An 18619-nucleotide genomic window follows, 5' to 3' on the forward strand; every position below is an offset into this window, starting at 1 on the left:
AAGATAATATTCTTATTCTTACTAAGTGTACCTCTTAACAGCAGGAAGCGCTGTATCAAGTCCGGTTAATTACTTTATGATTACCGCATCCGTGCAAAAGTCAGGAAAACCTCTTTCTCCCTGCTCCCTGCACCCCTGCGGTCTAAATGATAAGTCTTCACCCGAACATGATATAACGGGGTCATTAGCTTTACCTTTGTCATGAGCAACGCTGAAATGGTACAAACCACGGAAAATCATTTCCAAAATTCTAAGTTGTCAAAGAATTGGCCGGGGCCGGAAAAATACCTTACCTCAAGCCCTACGCTACTCGGCACACGTTCGTCACTTGGGCCATTAGCAGCGGCGTGTCACCCGACAAAGTTGCCCTGTGGATGGAGAGTTGAAACACTCTTAACCTACTACTGCCATCCAGAAATAGTTAGCGCTGAGTGTCCAAATTTTTGAATTCATGCTACTTAAATGCTACTTAAAACGGTAGCCTAGAAGAATTACCACACACTCCACAGGGGCGCATCATGTTGCCGAAACCCAAGAAATATTGGACACCGCAGCACTGGGCAAGTTGGAAGCCCTTTGGCATTGGCGAACAGTACCCTAACAACTATTGGGAAGTATTTCGGGCAATCTGGCTATCTCGTGACAAACTACCTTATGCGTGGAATATTCTGGATAAAGGTGTCTGCGATGGTTGCGCTCTCGGAACAACCGGGATGAAAGATTGGACTTTAGATGGTATTCATCTCTGCAATGTCCGGTTGCGGCTGTTGCGGATGAATACGATGCCAGCTTTTGATCCTGTGCTATTGGAGGATGTCTCGCAGTTGCAAAAGCAAAAAAGTGCCCAATTACGAGATTTGGGACGACTTCCCTACCCGATGATTCGTCAACGAGGTGAAAAAGGCTTTCGCCGTGTTAGCTGGGATGAAGCTTTAGGGGTAATTAGCGATCGCATCCGCTCCACTACACCAGACCGTCTCAGTTTCTATGTTACCAGTCGCGGTACTGTCAACGAAACTTATTATGCTACCCAAAAAGCTGTACGGGCAATGGGAAGTAATAATATTGATAACGCTGCCCGCATTTGCCATTCTCCCAGTACGGCAGGACTGAAAGCTGCTTTGGGTGCTGGGGCTACCACCTGTTCTTATAAAGACTGGATTGGTACTGATTTATTAATCTTTATTGGCTCGAATGTTGCCAATAATCAGCCTGTCACCGTTAAGTATCTCCATTACGCTAAAAAAGCTGGCACAAAAATTGTAGTCATTAACACTTACCGTGAGCCAGGAATGGAGCGTTACTGGGTACCCTCAATTGTAGAAAGTGCCGTTTTTGGTACAAAGTTTGCCGAAGACTTCTTCTTAATCAATATGGGCGGGGATATAGCGTTTTTAAATGGCACTATTAAACATATAATTGCTAACAATTGGTTAGACCAGTCGTTTATTAATTTACACACAGTTGGCTTTACCGAACTCAAGGCATCCTTAGAAAGCCAATCTTGGGAAGAATTAGAGCGGCTCTCTGGTACATCTCGCCAAGAAATGTACGCTTTTGCCAAAATGGTCAAAGAAGCGAATAAAGCCGTATTTGTTTGGAGTATGGGCATTACTCAGCATGAATGCGGCGAAGATAATGTGCGAAGTATCATCAACTTAGCTCTCACCAAAGGTTTTGTCGGTCGGGAAGGTTGCGGTTTAATGCCAATTCGCGGTCACTCTGGGGTGCAGGGTGGCGCAGAGATGGGATGTTACGCCACAGTATTTCCTGGTGGTAAACCTATCACCCCAGAAAATGCTGCCCAATTGAGTCAACATTGGGGCTTTGAAGTGCCTGCAAGTAAAGGTTTAATTGCTCCAGAAATGATTAACGCCGCACATCAGGGGGAAATAGAAGTGTTGGTTTCTGTAGGCGGGAATTTTTTAGAAGTGCTACCAGAACCAGATTATGTGGAAGCAGCTTTGAAGCAAATACCTCTGCGGGTACATATAGATATTGTTCTCTCCAGCCAAATGTTGGTGGAACCTGCTGATACTGTGGTGCTTTTACCTGCGACAACTCGCTACGAAATACCAGGGGGAGTCACAGAAACTAACACCGAACGTCGGGTAATTTTCAGTCCAGAGATTCCGGGGCCGCGCATTGGAGAAGCGCGTCCTGAGTGGGAAGTATTTTTAGAATTAGCAAGGCGGGTAAAACCAGATTTGGCAGATAAGCTGGCTTTTGCTGACACCGCTGCTATCCGTCAAGAAATTGCTCAAGTTGTCCCCCAATATGCTGGTATTCAACATTTACAGCAAGCTGGCGATCAGTTTCAATATGGTGGCTCACATTTGTGCTTTGGTTGGAATTTCCCGACAGCGGATGGTAAGGCACACTTTGGGGTATTATTGCCACGCCAAAGAGAGTTACCAGAAGGTTATTTTTTATTAGCAACGCGCCGAGGCAAACAATTTAATAGTATGGTGCAGGAACGCAAGGATGCAATTACTGGGGCGATGCGAGAGGCGGTGCTAATGAATGCTAGTGATGCAGCACAGTTGGGTTTAAAAGATGGGGATAAAGTTATTCTTAAGAATGATTTAGGCGAGTTGTGCTGTCAAGTCTACATTGCGCCAATTCAGTCAGGAAACTTGCAAGTACATTGGCCAGAAGGGAATGTGCTACTAGATAAAAGTAAGCGATCGCTTGAAGGTGTGCCTGATTATAATGCGATCGTGCGGTTGGAAAAAATCTGAATCAAGTCTCATTTTTTGTATATTAACTAATTATTTGTCATTAATTTATTAACAGTGACAAATAATTAGTTAATGTACACTTAAAGGCGGCACCCGGATTTGAACCGGGGGTGAAGGTTTTGCAGACCCTTGCCTTACCACTTGGCTATGCCGCCACAACGTGAAACATAGAACTATTTTGTTTACTGCTTGATAGCTAGCTGATGGAGCTAAAGAGCAGTTAACAGTGCTAATTTGACAATAGTAGCACAAGTGCAACTGAGTTAGCGCCTAAATTTGGCTTGCGATCGCACCCAATCAAAAATAGCCTAATCCTGTCAGGATGTCCATTAAGGCATTTGGTAGGAAATTCCATTAAAGATATGGGCTAGATCGCAAGCTATGTAACACAGGTCTAACGACCTCTGAGTGTTCCTCACTCCTTAGCTTTCACACCTTTACTTCATCAGCAAAATTATTCCAACGGACAAAGTGAAATGGGCCGGCGATAGAACCCCAAAGACGTTCATCAGTGTCTAAATCTCTTCCCCGGTCGAGGCTGAAAAATTCTTTAGCGTCAATCTCAAATTCGTTATCCAAATAAGTATTTTTGCCGTCACGAACCACTATGCAGCCTTTACCAGGCTCAACTCTGCCTTTGAAGCTTTTACCTGTCCACTCTACAATCATGTTGCAACCTGACATTTTTTCCAATTGGTCAACAGACAAGTCTTTGAGGCGTTCGGGTTCACGAGATGCGCCGTAAAATTTTTGTTCTTCTTTAACCGTATAGTGTTCAATAGCAATGTGGTTTTCTGCCTGTATCAACTTCATTACCCGCATCCGGTAGGGTTGATTGAGCATAAAATCATAAGCTTGTTCCAGAAACAAACTTACCCCTGAGAACAATTCCAAGGGAAGGGGACGGATACAGACGCGGATATGGGCATAAAAAGGCGGATTTTCAAAAGCTTGTTCTTGATTGCTAAAGTCAGCTGCCATCCAGCGGGCTAAGGTGGCGATATCAGTAGAATTAGTCATTAGAAAACGATCAACTAGTTGCTTAAAAATTATCTAGGATTATTTTGACACTCCCTAGACTGAAAAATCCTGGCTGCGATCGCAATTTTTCAATTATCTAGCAAAAGCCACATAGCTCTCAGGTAGGCTTCCTTGTAAAGCTAAAGAATAGTTAGTCAATAATAGGGCATGGGGATAATCGCTATCACCTCATGCAACTAACTCAAGGCAAAGTAAAGTACCCATGCTAAGGCGCTTAATTGTGATCGTTACTGCCGCTATACTATTTAGCAATTCCTTAACGCTGGCACAGACTAAAAAACCCAAACCACCGGATAAATTTCCTCCTAGCCCTTTAGAGATTACTACACCCGATCCACTGTTACCACGTTTGCCTAATGATAAAGAGCCGTTAACTCTCCAAGAACGGCAAAATTTAGAACCAGCGCTAGATGCGTTAAATCAAGAAGCTGCGGCGAAACTGCAAGCAGGTGAACCGGTGGCGGCGTTGGAAATTTGGAACCGAGAACTGCGCTTGCGGCGCTTTTTAGGTTCTTTCGCAGAGGTGCAAGCACTATCACGAGTTGGCGCGATCGCTTGGAATCAAAACGACGCACAAGAAGTACAATATATTACACAACGATTGCAAGCGATTCAAAAGCAGGCCCAATCCCAAAAAACAACTGCCCAAATTGATTTAGAATTGTGGCGATCGCTAGGTCAAGCTTACCAAAATGTGCGATCGCCTAAACTAGCTCTGGAAGCTTACGACCAAGTTTTGCTAGTAGTGCGACAGCAACAAGATACAACAGCCGTAGTAGAAACCCTGAAGATCATTGGAGAACTGCATTTGAGTTGGTTTGATTATCCCAAAGCCGCCCCAATCTACGAAGAATTATTGAGTTTAGCTACTTCCCAAGGGGAACGTGTAAACGAGGTAACATATCTGCAACGGCTAGCTTACGTTTACGAGCAGAGCCAACAACTACAGCAGTCATTGAATGTACTTAATAAATTAATAGAAATTTACATTAATGAAAATAATCTGACTGAAATACCAGGATTAAAGCTAGCGATCGCCTCAGATTACGAATCTCTAGCCAAGAAAGATCCTAACTTACTGCTAGAAGCTTTTAAAAATTATCAAGAAGCTTATACCACTGCTTGGCAATTACAGGAATACGTTCGTGCTGGTGAGGCTTTGCAGAAGTTAATTGCGCTGTACCGTTCTCAAGGACAAACAGATGAGGCTTTGCAGGCTAGCCAAATTCTTGTGCAGACACAGGCGCAAGCCGCCAACTTTTACGGAATGATGCAAGCTTATGACCAAATTGGGCAATTGTATCTAGAACGCAAAGAGTTTCCTCAAGCACTAACAGCTTTTCAAAAAGGGTTAGAACTGGCGCAACAACTCAAACATGAGGAAGCATACTTTACTGGGCAAATTAAAAAACTGTCGAAAGCAAATTTTTAACTGAAATTCCTGCGATGCCTGCGACATAGGCCGCAGGCAATATTGAGATAGGAAAACTTGGCTTACTATTTGAAGGCTAGAATTTATTTCCTAGCCTTTTGTATTGAAGGCATTTCAGCAATCAGGATGTGGAATTAAGCAGATGTTTATCTGTTGATTTATCCTTGTTAGCCCATCCTGCTCTTATGGATATCAAAATCGTAGGTATCCAGTGGGCTGACTTGAAATCTCCTGAAGAAGCTGAGTAAACTATTTTATTTAAGAGCTGCTAAAGTGCGGTGTCCAATTATCCCGTCTGCTCTTAATCCTTTAGACTTCTGAAATTTAATCACCGCTGCACGAGTTTTGTTATCAAACACACCATTCACATTTGCTGTATAGAATCCTTGCTGCTTTAAAGAACTCTGAGCAGTTTTCACTGTCTCTCCTCTGCTGCCTACTGTTAGTACAGTACCAGTACTACGCTTTGCTATACTATTAGGCTTGTGGACAGCATTAGACTTGTGGATAGCATTAGGCTTTTTCATCATGTTGCCTTGCTGATTATTTTGTGCCACTTGGGTAGCAGTAGCCGGATTGTGGCTTTTATTATTGGTTAAAGAGTAAGCAGGTAAAGCAGCAGCTAGAGTCAAAGCCGGGAGCAAAGCAAGTACTTTCCAATTCATCTTCTTGTTCCTTCCAAGTATGTGATCTTTTGCCATTTTGATTTTAAGAATCATCATCATCAGGGTTTAGCCTGATGATGATTTTCCTCAGTAGATTCTGGTGTGTGGGTTTAGTATGAGACTATTTCCTAAGCCAGAGCTACAGCATTACACGCCGTATTGACAGAGCTATTGCAAAATTGTGACAAAAGCATGACTAAATGGATTAAAATTTATTCAAAGCTCCCTTTCCCCAATCTCTATTGCTTTTTCTCTTCATTACCCAACATTTTCAATAACTTTCTCGCAACTAAAACGCCCATAACTCCTGCGCCAACCACTTCCACAGCTTGAACAACTTTTTTGCCCACACCATGAGCGTCAAGGTGATGGTGAAAAATCTCTTCATCTAGCCATTCACTAGCAGCTTTAAAATCATGAATTGGAGTTGGTAATAGCGTTAGGTAAGTGCCTTGACGGATTAAATGCCCGGATTCGCCTGCAACCTCCAAAACATTGAAAAGATTAGCAGCAGCATCATTTAACCCCAATTTTAAAAGAGTTCCGCGGATATTTACCTTTGCTGGTTTGAGGTCTTCACCGAAAGCGATCGCGTGCAAATTTCTGGCAATATTGGCTCCTTGCTGATAAGCAACTTGGGCTGTTGGCGGTAGTGATTTATTCTCAAGTGCGGCACAATCCCCGCCTGCAAAGACTTCTGGAAAGTCGAGTAGTTGCATTGTGGGAGTAACTAAAAGGCGATCGCCACGATCCCGATGTTCTTGGGAAATTGGTAAATCTTTAATTAGTGGGTGGATAGAAGTACCAGCTGTCCAGATTGCGGTGTATGTTGGCAATGTCTCAATTTGCTGATTGCGCTTATATTCAATAGCATTGGCATGAATAGTAGTGGCTTCTGCTCCCGTCAGTATTTCAATTGGTATCGTGCGTTTTTGTAATTCTGTCTCAGCAATTGGGCGTAGAGGATCGTTAATATCACCGTTGAGGATTTCTTGACCGTGATTGAGTAGTACCACACGGATTTCATCAGATTTTCCTCCCAAAGCGCTATACCAATGGGGGAGTAAATCCGCTAGGGTAGCTGCCATTTCCACACCACTTGCACCACCACCAACAACTACTACCGTTAGCAGTTGACGACGTTGTTCTGGATCTTCGGTTTGGATTGCTTTTTGCAAACAGTCGCCTAAATGTCGCTCAAGAGCGATCGCATCTGCTTCTGTCCAAAAAGGGAAAGCATATTCTTTCGCACCTTCAAGATGATGATAACCAGTAACACTACCCAAAGCTAATACTAAGTTACTGTAGTTGTAGGAGTTTCCCGAAGCTAATTTGACTTGTTGTTGGTGCAAGTCTATCGATTCTACTGCATCTTGAACAAATATGACGCCACTACCTTTAAGCAATTCCGAAAAACGCGGTACTACTTGAAAAGCATCCATCTCACCACTGAAATATTCGTAGAGTAATGGCTTAAAGCAAAAGCGTTCATTTTTGTCAATCAAAATTACAGAGCGAGGATAATGTTCTTTAGCTAAATGTAAGGCTGTAAATAAGCCGGTAAAACCACCACCAATAATTACAGTTTGATAAACTTGGCTGTTCATAAAATCTTCTCCCAAATCTTAGGAATTTACTAGGATATGACGCATTTAATTCATATTTTTTGTCTCAATCAGAGGTACGAGGCGCAAAGAAAGAGTCTAAAATTAAGACTTTTGCGATCAGTCTATTGGTCACTTGTAAATATAAATGACAAATGACAAATGACCAATGACAAATTCGCTATATGAATAAAAACAACGCAATTAAAATGACGCTGAGGAATAAAGCGAAACCAATAGCGTATTCGACTCTGCGACTAAAAAATCCCACGGCGGCAATTAGAGCGATCGCCAGCCCAATAATGCCAATGTATTGCTCTTTTTGTAACCCCCGTGCAATTAGTGGGTCTTTACCTGGTACTGGAGTTTCTTGAACTGCTTTTGGGGCAAGTTCTGATGCTGGTAGTTCTTGGATGAATAAATTCATAAAATTACTCCTGAAAATACTTGGGATAACTGAACATTTTTATGCTCGCCAAAGGTAGAGAAGCGAGAAAAGGAAGACCCAAACTACATCAACAAAGTGCCAAAATAAAGTGGTTGCACTTGTACCGAAGTGAGTCTTATTATAATTGCCTGGAATGAATGAGCGAATCAGCATAATTATCTGAAGCACTACACCAGCCAGAACGTGTAAACCGTGGAAACCTGTTAGCAAATAGAATGTGGAACCAACTAATCCTGTAGTGAGCTTGAAATCAAGATTTTTCCACTCAATTAATAGACCAATTAAAAAGTAGGTTCCCATTGCGATCGTTATCAGCCATAGCCCGCGAAATTTAACCAGTTGATTTCGTTTTAGGGCATTTTCTGCTGGTTGAATCACAAAGCTGCTAGAAAGCAAAACTACCGTATTAATAATCACGAGTTTAGACAATTCTGGCCCAGAAACACCGGGTGGTAGCCAGTTAGTAGTATTCAGTCGTAGAGCAACATAAGTAAAGATAAAACTCAAAAAAATGATACTTTCGGACAACAAGAATACAGTAAACCCGAACATTCCTTTGCCATGATGATCTTCATGACTCCCGCCACCACTTGGCAGAAAACGCTGTAACCAATTCGGTAAGCGTCGCCGCCACTGGTCAAACCGGATCGGACTTTCATCTATATGGGTGCTACGATGTTGCATGTTTTTGGGCACTGGGCATTGGGCATTGGGCATTGGGCATTGGGAATTGGGCATTGGGATTAGAGATTGAAAAATTTATAACTATATCTCCTTCCCATTCCCCAGTCCCTAGTGAGACTCACCATTATCAGAATTTTCCACGAATGAATATTTTGGATCGCCATAGTCGTAAGGAGGTCTGTTGACAACAGGAATCTCTTCAAAGTTATTTCGCGGAGGTGGTGAAGAAGTTGTCCATTCCAATCCTGTCGCGTGCCAGGGATTATCAACCGCCTTCGCTCCATATAGCCAGGAACCGACAATGTTAGCAATAAATGGCAGCGTAGATGCTCCCAGTAAGAACGATCCAAGGCTAGCAATGACGTTCCATCCCTGATACTGGGGATCGTAAGAGGAAATTCGGCGTAACATCCCTTGCAAACCTAATGGGTGCATAGAGAAAAAGGTGATATTGGCAGGAATAAAGGTCAACCAGAAATGCAGCTTACCCCAACCCTCGGCGTACATCCTTCCAGTTATCTTGGGAAACCAGAAGTAAATTCCGGCAAAGATAGCCATTGTGATGGTATTAAAAACGATGTAATGGAAGTGACCCACGACAAAGTAAGTATTATTGACGTGAATATCAAATGGCGTGGCGGCAAGCATCACACCAGTGACACCACCAAAAATAAACATCGCTGCACCTCCCATCGCAAATAGCATTGGTGTCTCTAAGTGCAACTTGCTCCTCCAGATGGTGGCAGTCCAAGCAAATGCTTTAACACCAGTGGGTATGGCAACTAACATTGAGGTGGCCATGAAGGTCATCCGCATCCAGCCAGGGGTAGCACTGGTGAACATGTGATGCACCCAAACGAAGATGCTAATCCCAGCAATACCTAAAGTTGCGATCGCAACTGACCGATAGCCAAATAGGGGATTGCGAGAAAAGGCTGGCAGAACTTCCGCAATAATACCGAAGGCTGGTAGCGCCATGATATACACTGCTGGGTGAGAGTAGAACCAGAATAAATGTTGGTAAATGATGGGATCGCCACTTCCTTCAGGTTTAAAAAATTGTGTACCGAAGGAAAGGTCAAGCAACAGCAGGATCAATGCACCTGTCAAGGAAGGCAAATTAATCAGCTGCAACAACTGGGCGCTAAAAACTGACCACACAAAGACGGGCATTCGGAAAAATGTCATCCCTGGCGATCGCATCCAAAAGATAGTGGTGACAAAGTTGACAGCCCCCATAATTGAAGAAATACCTATTAGTACTAGGCTAACTATCCAAATAAATTGACCGTTAATTAACTGATCGCCTGGAACTTGCAGACTAACTGGTGGATAAGACCACCAACCAGCTTGTGCAGTCCCGTTAGGTAGTAAGAAGCTAGACAGTAGTAGAAGACCGGCTGGTGGCAGAATCCAAAAAGAGATGGCGTTGAGCAAGGGAAAAGACATATCCCGCGCTCCAATCATCAATGGCACTAGGTAGTTAGAAAGACCTGCATTGAAGGGAATAATCCACAGGAAAATCATGATTGTCCCGTGCATGGTGAACAAACCATTGTAGAGAGGGCGGTCAACTAAGTTTGCTTCCGGGGTGAGCAACTCAGCCCGGATAATCATCGCCAACAGCCCGCCGAGAAGAAAGAAAATGAAGGTCATCACCATGTACTGAACACCGATCACCTTATGGTCAGTGCTGAAGCTGAAATATTCCCGCCAGTTATTCTCAGGTTCTCTATTGTTGGCTATAGCTTCACTCAAATCATGTGTCATTATTTATCTTCCTTTGATTCGCTATAGCAGGTTGAGCAGGTGTGACGGTGTGCCAGCCGCTTTTGAATAATGTCTTTGGTGGTTGGATATTTTCGGCAACTGCCTGATTTTTATCGTTCCCAGTTTCGCTAGAGACTGTTTGCGCGAGCCACTGATTATACTTATCAAGGGATTCAACGTATACATCTGCCTCCAGCAAGGCAAAGTAAGTACCACTAAATTGAGAATCTTTCACTCGATATTTACCTGGACGAATTGGTGTAATCACAATGTCAATGTTCCGCCCTGGAATAATATCCTGCTTTAAGCGAAACTCAGGAACGTAGAAACCGTGGATTACATCCTGGGCTTGCATATTTAAGCGAGTGCTGCGATTGATCGGCAAGTGTAATTCCTTACTGGTAAGATTATTTGGATAGCGAAAAGACCAATCCCACTGCTTAACGAAAACATCAATTGTTTCAGACGCAGGTTTGGGGACATCACTGACAGTTGCGGCGTAGGCGGGTGCAGATTCCAGAGGTGTGTGCAAATGCACAATTTGGTTTAGACCCAGAATATTTAATTGCTGATAAATATTGAAGCTTTGGAAGGCAATCCATATTACTAGCAGAGTCGGGGTGGCTGTCCACAATATTTCTAGCCTCCCATCACCTCTAGAAGGGTGTCCCTCGCTGTAGTCTTCCGGGCGGGCGCGATGGAAGACGATCGCATACACCATAACACCAACAAGTCCCAGCAAGATGAATGCTCCAATTGAGACTAAGAAGCTAAATAAATCATCTACCCGTTGTGCTTCTGCTGTAGCCTGGGGAGGCATCCAAGAAAACGCCTGCTGCCCAATCCACCGACTGACAATAAGCAGCACTGCTACATAAAACGCTATTAGTACATATTCAAAAAAACTAAACATAATAATCTCATATAAGAGTACTTGCCGCTTGATTATTTGGGTAGTAAATTTGGATTTTTACCTTCTTGGAGTAACTTCGCAGCAGTAACGTGAATTCCAAACTCTTCTCCCAATTGCGCCCCCAAAGTTCCGTGAACGTATAATATTGCCAGGATCGCCATGCCTGCTAACAAGTAACTCCACTGCACCTGCCGGGAAGCATCTTTGCGCCAGCGATAGCGTTGCAAACCTCTCCATACAGTCATGGCTGCGATCGCTCCCAACAGCAAAACACCACCCAAACCATGCAAAAGCATCGTCCAACCAGCAGTTAACCCCCAAACGCTCTTTTGAGCAACTGGTGGATTTGCTAGCAGTAGCTCGAAAAAACCAGCCGCGACGGTGAAAAAGGTGATAAAAGCTGCTCCGATCAGGTTATACCAACCAACATCAAAGAACCCAGAACGGAGTGCAGGCAGACCTAAAAATTTGAAGATTGGCTTTTCTAAAGCAAAAAGCACTCCTACAATATCAAAAATGATCGCAATAATAAACAAACCCAATGTTAAATGCACTAGTTGCGGATGTATGGGAATCTCATAAGGTAATCCGTTAGCATTCAGCCTCAATCTCAACTGGTCAATGAGTTGCGAGTTCATGGTGAAACTCCTTGCTTCATCGCTTGTACAACTGGCTCAATGTGTAAGCCATACACCCAAACTAGCTTGCTCCCTAGATAGACTTGTAAGCACACTAAGCAAACTAAAAATGTTGCTACACCCAGGTAAGCAGGCGGTACTTTTCGTGGGGTGCGATCGCGAATCACGAAACGCCAAGCTGTAATGGCGACGACAATAGCCGCCAGCGACCAACCCATAACTGTATGAAAATTTAATGTTGGTTGAACTGCTGGGTAGATGTTCGCTAGACCTGCTTCAAACTGACCAAGAATCACCGCGAAAAAGATGGCTGCTGAGGCCACAAACATATTCCAGAAACTCACCTCAAACAAACGCACGTTGCCGGTGAAATAGCCCAACACATCGCACACAAAAGAAAAAAGCACCATCGCGATTACAAAGTGGACAATGATGGGGTGTAGCGGGTCAGGGTATGGTAAATTTTGGCTATTCAGAGACAGAGCAGGCATCGCTTTCTCCTTCATCAGTCTAAGTGTGTAGATGCGTTGTATGGAATTGCTCTCCGCCTAACGCATCATTCATATTTTCAAGAATACCGTGCTAACGCCGCAGCTAAAGCAATTAGACAAGATTGGAAATTTGCGATGTATTTAAATTTTTCAAGTAAATTTTGAAATCATTTTTTTATCTTGACTATTTTTTTTAAATATCAGAACTCACCAAACTAACCACAATCTTAATTTAAATAATAGCCCAGTTGGTCTTTATAAAAACTAGAAAATAGTTGCTTTTCATATATTGGCTATTTGAAGATAAACAATCTAATCAAATACTTTAGATGCGGCTAAAAATACCTTATTTTCTTAAATGGTTCTCATATTTAAGTTATTTAGATTGATTAACTAAAAATTCTAACTTAACTAATAATCCAAGTTGCTCTGAATATACCATAAATCTTTCTTGATATTAATCTTAGCTTTAAAATTACATTTTTACAAATCTTAAAAATAAAGACATACTATTGTCACAGAAATGACAAATAATTGAGATATTTGTCAGTAAAACAATATACTATTTATCTTTCTTTGGATAGATTAGGGAGATACTATATTTTTCTTAAAATAAAATATTTTTTGCTTGATTAATCAAAATTAATCGTTTTAATAATCGAAATTATCCAGTTAATTTTACAACTATAAATAAAAAATAATGTTTTTACTTCGTTCTATAAATAAATTTAGGTGGCTCACGGCTATTTTTCTTTATGAGTATCTTTGAACTTTTTACAGAAATCCATCCGGCAAGTAAGCTTATTCCTTCAGTGTATGGGATGAATCGCCGCTCATCGCCTTGGTCATTGGTCAATAGTTATTAGTGCCGAATGTACAAAAATCGTGAAAAACGTACTAATGGCTTCAATTTCCCCACGGCTTCAAGCCGTGGTATGAATTACTTTTACCTTGTTCGGTCAAAACTAATTCGTAATTAGTAATACTCGTCTTTGGCGATTAGCAAGCTACGTAATTAGTAATTAAGTTTTGACCATAATAACTGTGCAATTACTCTTGCGAGAAATATTCTCTGCAATATTTCCTTGAATCACTTGTTGCAGTAAACTTTCACGACTAGCTCCCAGAACAATCACATCACTATTGTCAAGTTCTGCACACTTAAGAATAGCTTCAGAAACAGAATTGGCACTAACTGGAGTAGCTATCACTTTACCACTAACTCGGCGTTGGAGAAAGTGGACAGATTTGTCTAGTAATGTTGTGTCACGAATGGAGTCAGTAGGCTGGAAAATCTGACATAGCTTAATTTGGGGCGATTTACTTAGAGAAGCAAGAGCAGGTAATAACTTAATTGCTTGGCTGGAGTTAGGCCCACCTGCCATTGGTAGCAACCAACGGTCAAAGGCTCTTTTATCATCCAATTTAGCCAAGATAACATCACACCCTGCTTGTCTAATTACAGTATCCACCACTCGGCTGAAAACTCTACCAGGAGTTGATGTACTCCCTTTCCAGCCCATCAGCACCAAGTCAATGTGTCGCTCTTTCACAGTCTCCAAAATTGCCCCAGCAACATTATGGGTAACTCGGATTTCGGTGTGAACAGGAATCCGCGAATTCTCTCCTAACAGTATTGCCCGTTGCAAAAGTTGAAGACTTTTAGCACTTTGCACGGGTGTTTCAGATGGAATGCGGTTAGATGGAACGATAATCACTTGCAGGCATTCTATTTCGTAATTGCGATCTTTGGCGATCGCAATTGCCATTTCCAGTAAAGTCTCAGCTGTCTGTGGATGTGAAAGTGGTACTAGTAACCGTCCTTTGCCTGTAGCCGGAGCGCGAGTTTGGTAAACTAGATAAGAAGGTGCTGATTTTGTTTCTATCTGTTGGGTGTTACCATTGAGTCGCTCTGCTTCTACGCGAATAATATCACTACGGGTAATAATTCCTACTAGCTTCCGACCTTCTGTAACAGGCAAACAGCTCAGGTTATAACGATTGAGTAGGTGCAGCACATAAGCCAGCGTCGCTATGGGACTTACTGTCACTGGCTCTGGTGTCATAATCTCGCTGATAGTTGTATCTCTACCTAACTGTTGCGAAGCAATATTAACTAAATCTTTCTGAGTGACAATGCCAACAACTTTACCTTTTTTTAAAACTGGGAAGTTGCGATGATGAGAGTGGGAAAACGCCTGTACTGCTTCATCAGTACTCATTTGGCTAGAGAGAGTTTCTACCCGCCGTTGCATCACATCTACGGCACTTAATTGTGCTAGAAGCCCCTCTGTGCTTGGCTCTTTTGTGATGTGAATCCCTTTCCACTCTAGTAGAAGGTCGTAGAGCGACCGAGGGTCAATTTTTTCCGCTACTAAATAGGCAACCACAGACACAATCATTAGCGGTAGCACCAGATTGAAATCTGTTGTCATCTCAAACACAATGACGACTGCTGTAATTGGTACCTTAGAGACGGCACTAAAAAAGGCAGCCATGCCCACATGAGCATAAGTTGTTGCAGCACTCATTCCCAGCAAGCTATGTTCGGTAGCACCTACTAAGTAGCCAAGGGCAGCCCCTAAGCCGAGAGTGGGAACTAGTAAACCTCCTGGCGCTCCAGAGCCATAGGTTAAAATAATTAGGGCAAACTGAACCAAAAAAGCGATCGCTGCAAATAGCCAGTTAACATTACCTATAAGTAGAATCTCTCTGAGTCCAGCATTATTGCGAAAGGCTATAGGTAATAAAGCGATCGCTAGACCACTGACTAATCCCACAATTCCAATTCGCCAGGGTAAACTCAAGTTTACCAAGCGACGGTTAAATGCCAGACTCGCAAGAACACTTTTATTGAACAGAATGCCTAGAAGTCCTGCCAGCACTCCCAAAATCAAGTAGAAAGGGATTTCTTGAGCAAAGAAAGTTGTATGCGAAAATGCTAAAGTCTGGTTTAGATCCAGGCTGTGACTACCATAGAGGCGGGAGATCACTGAAGCGATGAAAGAAGCCAAAATCGCAGTACCAAGAGTGATACCTGACACATCTTGCAGTAATTCTTCCACGACAAAAAGCACACCGGCAATGGGTGCATTAAAAGCCGCAGCTAACCCAGCACCGGCTCCGGCGGCGATCAGTTGACGACGATGCTCTGGGGAAGTCGGTACCCAGTTACTAAGTTGATTTGCCAAAGCTGCCCCAATTTGGACAGTCGGCCCTTCCCGTCCTAAAGGCATTCCAGAACCCAGCACTAGCGTAGCGCTGATCAACTTGACCAAAGCAATCCGCAGATTTAACGGCATCGGTACGCGAGCCAATACCGCTTTCACTTCAGACATCCCACTACCTGATGCTTCAGGTGCAAAGCGCTCTACTAGCCAACCAGCTAAAATTCCCCCTACTAGTCCAATACCTGGTAGCACCAAGTAGGCAGGCCACTGATAAGAAACATGCACTCGCCATGCGCCTGCCCAATCCACGGCCTGTCCTAACAGAACTGCCGCTACCCCAGAAACTAGACCAATCAGGCAGGCTTCCACAAAAGCCAAGCGCCTGGGTCGAAGCATCTGACGGGAGAGCCTCAACCAGAAAATTTTACCTCTGGCTAACATATTTTTAGCAATCACTTGTCATAAATGAAGGTATATAAATTTCTGAAATGTCTTACCGTTCACCTTATTTATAGGGTTTCACAAAAAAGTGAAATCAGAATAAAATTTTTCTATGCCAAAAGATAGATTATGTAGCTCCTTGATGCGCTCTGGCGATCGCAGATGCAAGTGGTAGAAATTTGCTCCAGCTAATTGCAGAATTAACTGGAGTCGGAATTGAAGCATTACCAGAGCCTCGTGTTGCAGAAGATGTAATGGCGATCGCTTGGACTGTTTTTCACCCCAAAGCTGACAAGCCATCGGCTGACGTACCCAGCACTGAACTTTTTCAGGCTTCTGCCTCTGCCCGTTGTAGTCCTGCGGGATTGGCGTAAATTCCCGAAGCGAGATACTGCTGATAGGGTTTGGTTTTATTGCTTTCTGGTTTAGGTGGCAGTGTGGGCCGCAATGATAAGCGATCGCCCCTAGCTTCCACCTTTACTCCAATCTTGGCTGCCTTTAAGCGATCGTTGATAACCTCAATTGTCAATTTCACTGTGCTAAACCTGAGCTAAAATTACTCTGTGCTTGCAGGTAATTTCAGGTGATGTAGGATATTAATATTACCGTAAATCGCGATGGCAAAATTATCCTTCCAATCAAAAATGTGACTTTACCCATAACTTTGCCGCTACTGAAACCATAACTTTGCCGTCAACAACACTATAACCCTCATTCTAGCGTCAGCTAATTTTGGATGAAACTGACAGTTTGGAACCATAAGTTTGCCGTTAGTCCAAATTGGAAGGATAAGCTTGCCGTGAGTCCAATCAAGCATAGAAAGCAGAAAAGTGTATAAGTATAAAAAAGTTGTACAATTTTCTAAAAATTCGTCATATTGATCAATAAAAAAGTTGTACAATTCCTCAAACTTTAGCCCTGTAAAGGTTTGGAACTATTTACTATAAGACTCAATGGCGATCGCATCCCGCGCAAACTCAAGCTGTTGATTCAGCTTTGTATTTAGAATGCGTAGGCGTAGCCCGTCGTAGACATCGCTCTCCAGACAAAGCCCAGATGGATTGACAAGCCAAGGCGCAGACAGCAATTCTCAATCGAAAATGGTATTACTTCGACAAAATCATGCTTTGGCGCTGCGATCGCTTTCCATTAAAAAAAGTGTTCCCTGAGCGAAGTCGAAGGGAACACTCTCCTGCTGAAATTTTCATAATTCTTGTAAAATCTGAACAGCAGTTAATATTTCTACGCGTGTTTTAATCAGTGCATTGTTTGAGTTTTAGAAGCGATCGCACTTTCGGGGCGATCGCAGTACCAGTAATTAATTTCCCTAAGCAAAATGTTCCCTGAGCGGAGTCGAAGGGAACATTCTAATTGCTCTTAGCACCAATGCCATCGCAGAGAGTGTGATCGCTATCGCTCACATTGGGATTTGATTGTAAATAAACACGTAGCCTATTGCAACTGTAGACGAGTAAATCATTTAGATTATTTGGGTACACTTTCCAGAGTTTGACGGTGTTGTCATAACTTGCAGAAGCGATCATCTTGCCATCGGGGCTAAATGCTACGCTAATGACCGCATCGCTATGCCCCTTGAGGGTGGTGATTTCTTTACCTGTAGCCGCATCCCAGAGTTTGACGGTGTTGTCAGAACTTGCAAAAGCGATCGTCTTGCCATCGGGGCTAAATGCTACGCTATTGACCGCAGAGCTATGTCCCTTAAGGGTGGTGATTTCTTTACCTGTAGCCGCATCCCAGAGTTTGACGCTCTTGTCATCACTTGCAGAAGCGATCATCTTGCCATCGGGGCTAAATGCTACGCTATAGACCTCATTGCTATGTCCCTTAAGGGTGGTGATTTCTTTACCTGTAGCCGCATCCCAGAGTTTGACGCTCTTGTCATCACTTGCAGAAGCAATCGTCTTGCCATCGGGGCTAAATGCTGCGCTATAGACCGCTTTGCTATGCCCCTTGAGGGTTTTGATTTCTTTACCTGTAGCCGCATCCCAGAGTTTGACGCTCTTGTCAGAACTTGCAGAAGCGATCGTCTTGCCATCGGGGCTAAATGCTACGCTATAGACCGCTTCGCTATGCCCTTTGAGGGTGGTGATTTCTGTACCTGTAGCTGTATCCCAGAGTTTGACGCTCTTGTCAGAACTTGCAGAAGCGATCATCTTGCCATCGGGGCTAAATGCTATGCTAATGACCGCTTCGCTATGCCCTTTGAGGGTGGAGATTTCTTTACCTGTAGCCGCATCCCAGAGTTTGACGCTCTTGTCAGAACTTGCAGAAGCGATCATCTTGCCATCGGGGCTAAATGCTACGCTATATACCGCATCGCTATGCCCCTTGAGGGTGGAGATGGGTTTCCCTGTAGCTGCATCCCAGAGTTTGACGATGTTGTCAGCACTTGCAGAAGCGATCATCTTGCCATCGGGGCTAAATGCTACGCTATATACCGCATCGCTATGCCCCTTGAGGGTGGAGATGGGTTTCCCTGTAGCTGCATCCCAGAGTTTGACGGTTTTGTCAGAACTTGCAGAAGCGATCATCTTGCCATCGGGGCTAAATGCTACGCTAT

General features: G+C 43.3%; 16 protein-coding genes and 1 tRNA gene. 3 read left to right on the forward strand and 14 right to left on the reverse strand.

What is annotated here, in order from left to right; all coding sequences use genetic code 11:
- Window positions 1-518 precede the first annotated feature (518 nt).
- Window positions 519-2741 carry an FdhF/YdeP family oxidoreductase gene (locus HWQ44_RS25735; protein ID WP_292724604.1) on the forward strand — a complete coding sequence of 741 codons (2223 nt, stop codon included), beginning with the start codon at window positions 519-521 and terminating at the stop codon, window positions 2739-2741.
- A gap of 84 nt (window positions 2742-2825) precedes the next feature.
- On the opposite strand, the gene HWQ44_RS25740 is transcribed toward HWQ44_RS25735, so the two are convergent.
- Window positions 2826-2896, reverse strand: a tRNA-Cys gene (locus HWQ44_RS25740).
- Between the two features lie 274 nt (window positions 2897-3170).
- Window positions 3171-3761: a chromophore lyase CpcT/CpeT gene (locus tag HWQ44_RS25745; RefSeq protein WP_292724605.1), complete on the reverse strand. Its 591-nt coding sequence runs from the start codon at window positions 3759-3761 to the stop codon at window positions 3171-3173.
- A gap of 223 nt (window positions 3762-3984) precedes the next feature.
- Between HWQ44_RS25745 and HWQ44_RS25750 the strand changes: the two genes are divergently transcribed.
- Window positions 3985-5214 carry a hypothetical protein gene (locus HWQ44_RS25750; protein WP_292724606.1) on the forward strand — a complete coding sequence of 410 codons (1230 nt, stop codon included), beginning with the start codon at window positions 3985-3987 and terminating at the stop codon, window positions 5212-5214.
- Window positions 5215-5468: 254 nt separating this feature from the next.
- Here HWQ44_RS25750 and HWQ44_RS25755 read toward each other — a convergent pair whose 3' ends face one another.
- From HWQ44_RS25755 to HWQ44_RS25795, 9 genes are all read right to left on the reverse strand, one after another.
- Window positions 5469-5879: a peptidoglycan-binding domain-containing protein gene (locus HWQ44_RS25755; protein ID WP_292724608.1), complete on the reverse strand. Its 411-nt coding sequence runs from the start codon at window positions 5877-5879 to the stop codon at window positions 5469-5471.
- A gap of 239 nt (window positions 5880-6118) precedes the next feature.
- Entirely contained in the window at window positions 6119-7486 is a 1368-nt protein-coding gene (locus HWQ44_RS25760; RefSeq protein ID WP_292724610.1) for an NAD(P)/FAD-dependent oxidoreductase, read from the reverse strand.
- 178 nt (window positions 7487-7664) lie between these two features.
- Window positions 7665-7910 (reverse strand): hypothetical protein, encoded by a 246-nt coding sequence (locus HWQ44_RS25765; RefSeq protein ID WP_292724611.1) that lies wholly within the window; start codon window positions 7908-7910, stop codon window positions 7665-7667.
- Between the two features lie 39 nt (window positions 7911-7949).
- Complete coding sequence (locus HWQ44_RS25770; RefSeq protein ID WP_292724625.1) at window positions 7950-8615, reverse strand: heme-copper oxidase subunit III; 666 nt, start codon at window positions 8613-8615, stop codon at window positions 7950-7952.
- A gap of 108 nt (window positions 8616-8723) precedes the next feature.
- A complete protein-coding gene (locus HWQ44_RS25775) occupies window positions 8724-10385 on the reverse strand; it encodes a cbb3-type cytochrome c oxidase subunit I (RefSeq protein WP_292724612.1) in 1662 nt (553 codons plus the stop codon).
- Entirely contained in the window at window positions 10375-11298 is a 924-nt protein-coding gene (locus tag HWQ44_RS25780; RefSeq protein WP_292724613.1) for a cytochrome c oxidase subunit II, read from the reverse strand. Before HWQ44_RS25780 ends, HWQ44_RS25775 begins: the two co-directional genes overlap by 11 nt.
- A 32-nt stretch (window positions 11299-11330) precedes the next feature.
- Entirely contained in the window at window positions 11331-11936 is a 606-nt protein-coding gene (locus HWQ44_RS25785) for a DUF2231 domain-containing protein (protein ID WP_292724615.1), read from the reverse strand.
- Window positions 11933-12427: a DUF2231 domain-containing protein gene (locus tag HWQ44_RS25790; RefSeq protein ID WP_292724617.1), complete on the reverse strand. Its 495-nt coding sequence runs from the start codon at window positions 12425-12427 to the stop codon at window positions 11933-11935. The genes HWQ44_RS25785 and HWQ44_RS25790 overlap by 4 nt, the downstream gene beginning before the upstream one ends.
- 1022 nt (window positions 12428-13449) lie before the next feature.
- Window positions 13450-16038, reverse strand: a complete 2589-nt coding sequence (locus HWQ44_RS25795; protein ID WP_292724627.1) for a chloride channel protein — start codon at window positions 16036-16038, stop codon at window positions 13450-13452.
- Window positions 16039-16217: 179 nt separating this feature from the next.
- Between HWQ44_RS25795 and HWQ44_RS25800 the strand changes: the two genes are divergently transcribed.
- Window positions 16218-16412: a hypothetical protein gene (locus HWQ44_RS25800; RefSeq protein ID WP_292724619.1), complete on the forward strand. Its 195-nt coding sequence runs from the start codon at window positions 16218-16220 to the stop codon at window positions 16410-16412.
- On the opposite strand, the gene HWQ44_RS25805 is transcribed toward HWQ44_RS25800, so the two are convergent.
- From HWQ44_RS25805 to HWQ44_RS25815, 3 genes are all read right to left on the reverse strand, one after another.
- Complete coding sequence (locus HWQ44_RS25805; protein WP_292724620.1) at window positions 16367-16573, reverse strand: hypothetical protein; 207 nt, start codon at window positions 16571-16573, stop codon at window positions 16367-16369. The genes HWQ44_RS25800 and HWQ44_RS25805 overlap by 46 nt on opposite strands.
- Before the next feature lie 399 nt (window positions 16574-16972).
- Window positions 16973-17125, reverse strand: a complete 153-nt coding sequence (locus HWQ44_RS25810; protein WP_292724622.1) for a hypothetical protein — start codon at window positions 17123-17125, stop codon at window positions 16973-16975.
- 280 nt (window positions 17126-17405) lie between these two features.
- The coding region (locus HWQ44_RS25815; RefSeq protein WP_292724624.1) for a PQQ-binding-like beta-propeller repeat protein at window positions 17406-18619 on the reverse strand (1214 nt) is incomplete at its 5' end.

The sequence above is a fragment of the Nostoc sp. JL34 genome, from assembly GCF_017114945.1.
Taxonomy (GTDB): domain Bacteria; phylum Cyanobacteriota; class Cyanobacteriia; order Cyanobacteriales; family Nostocaceae; genus Nostoc.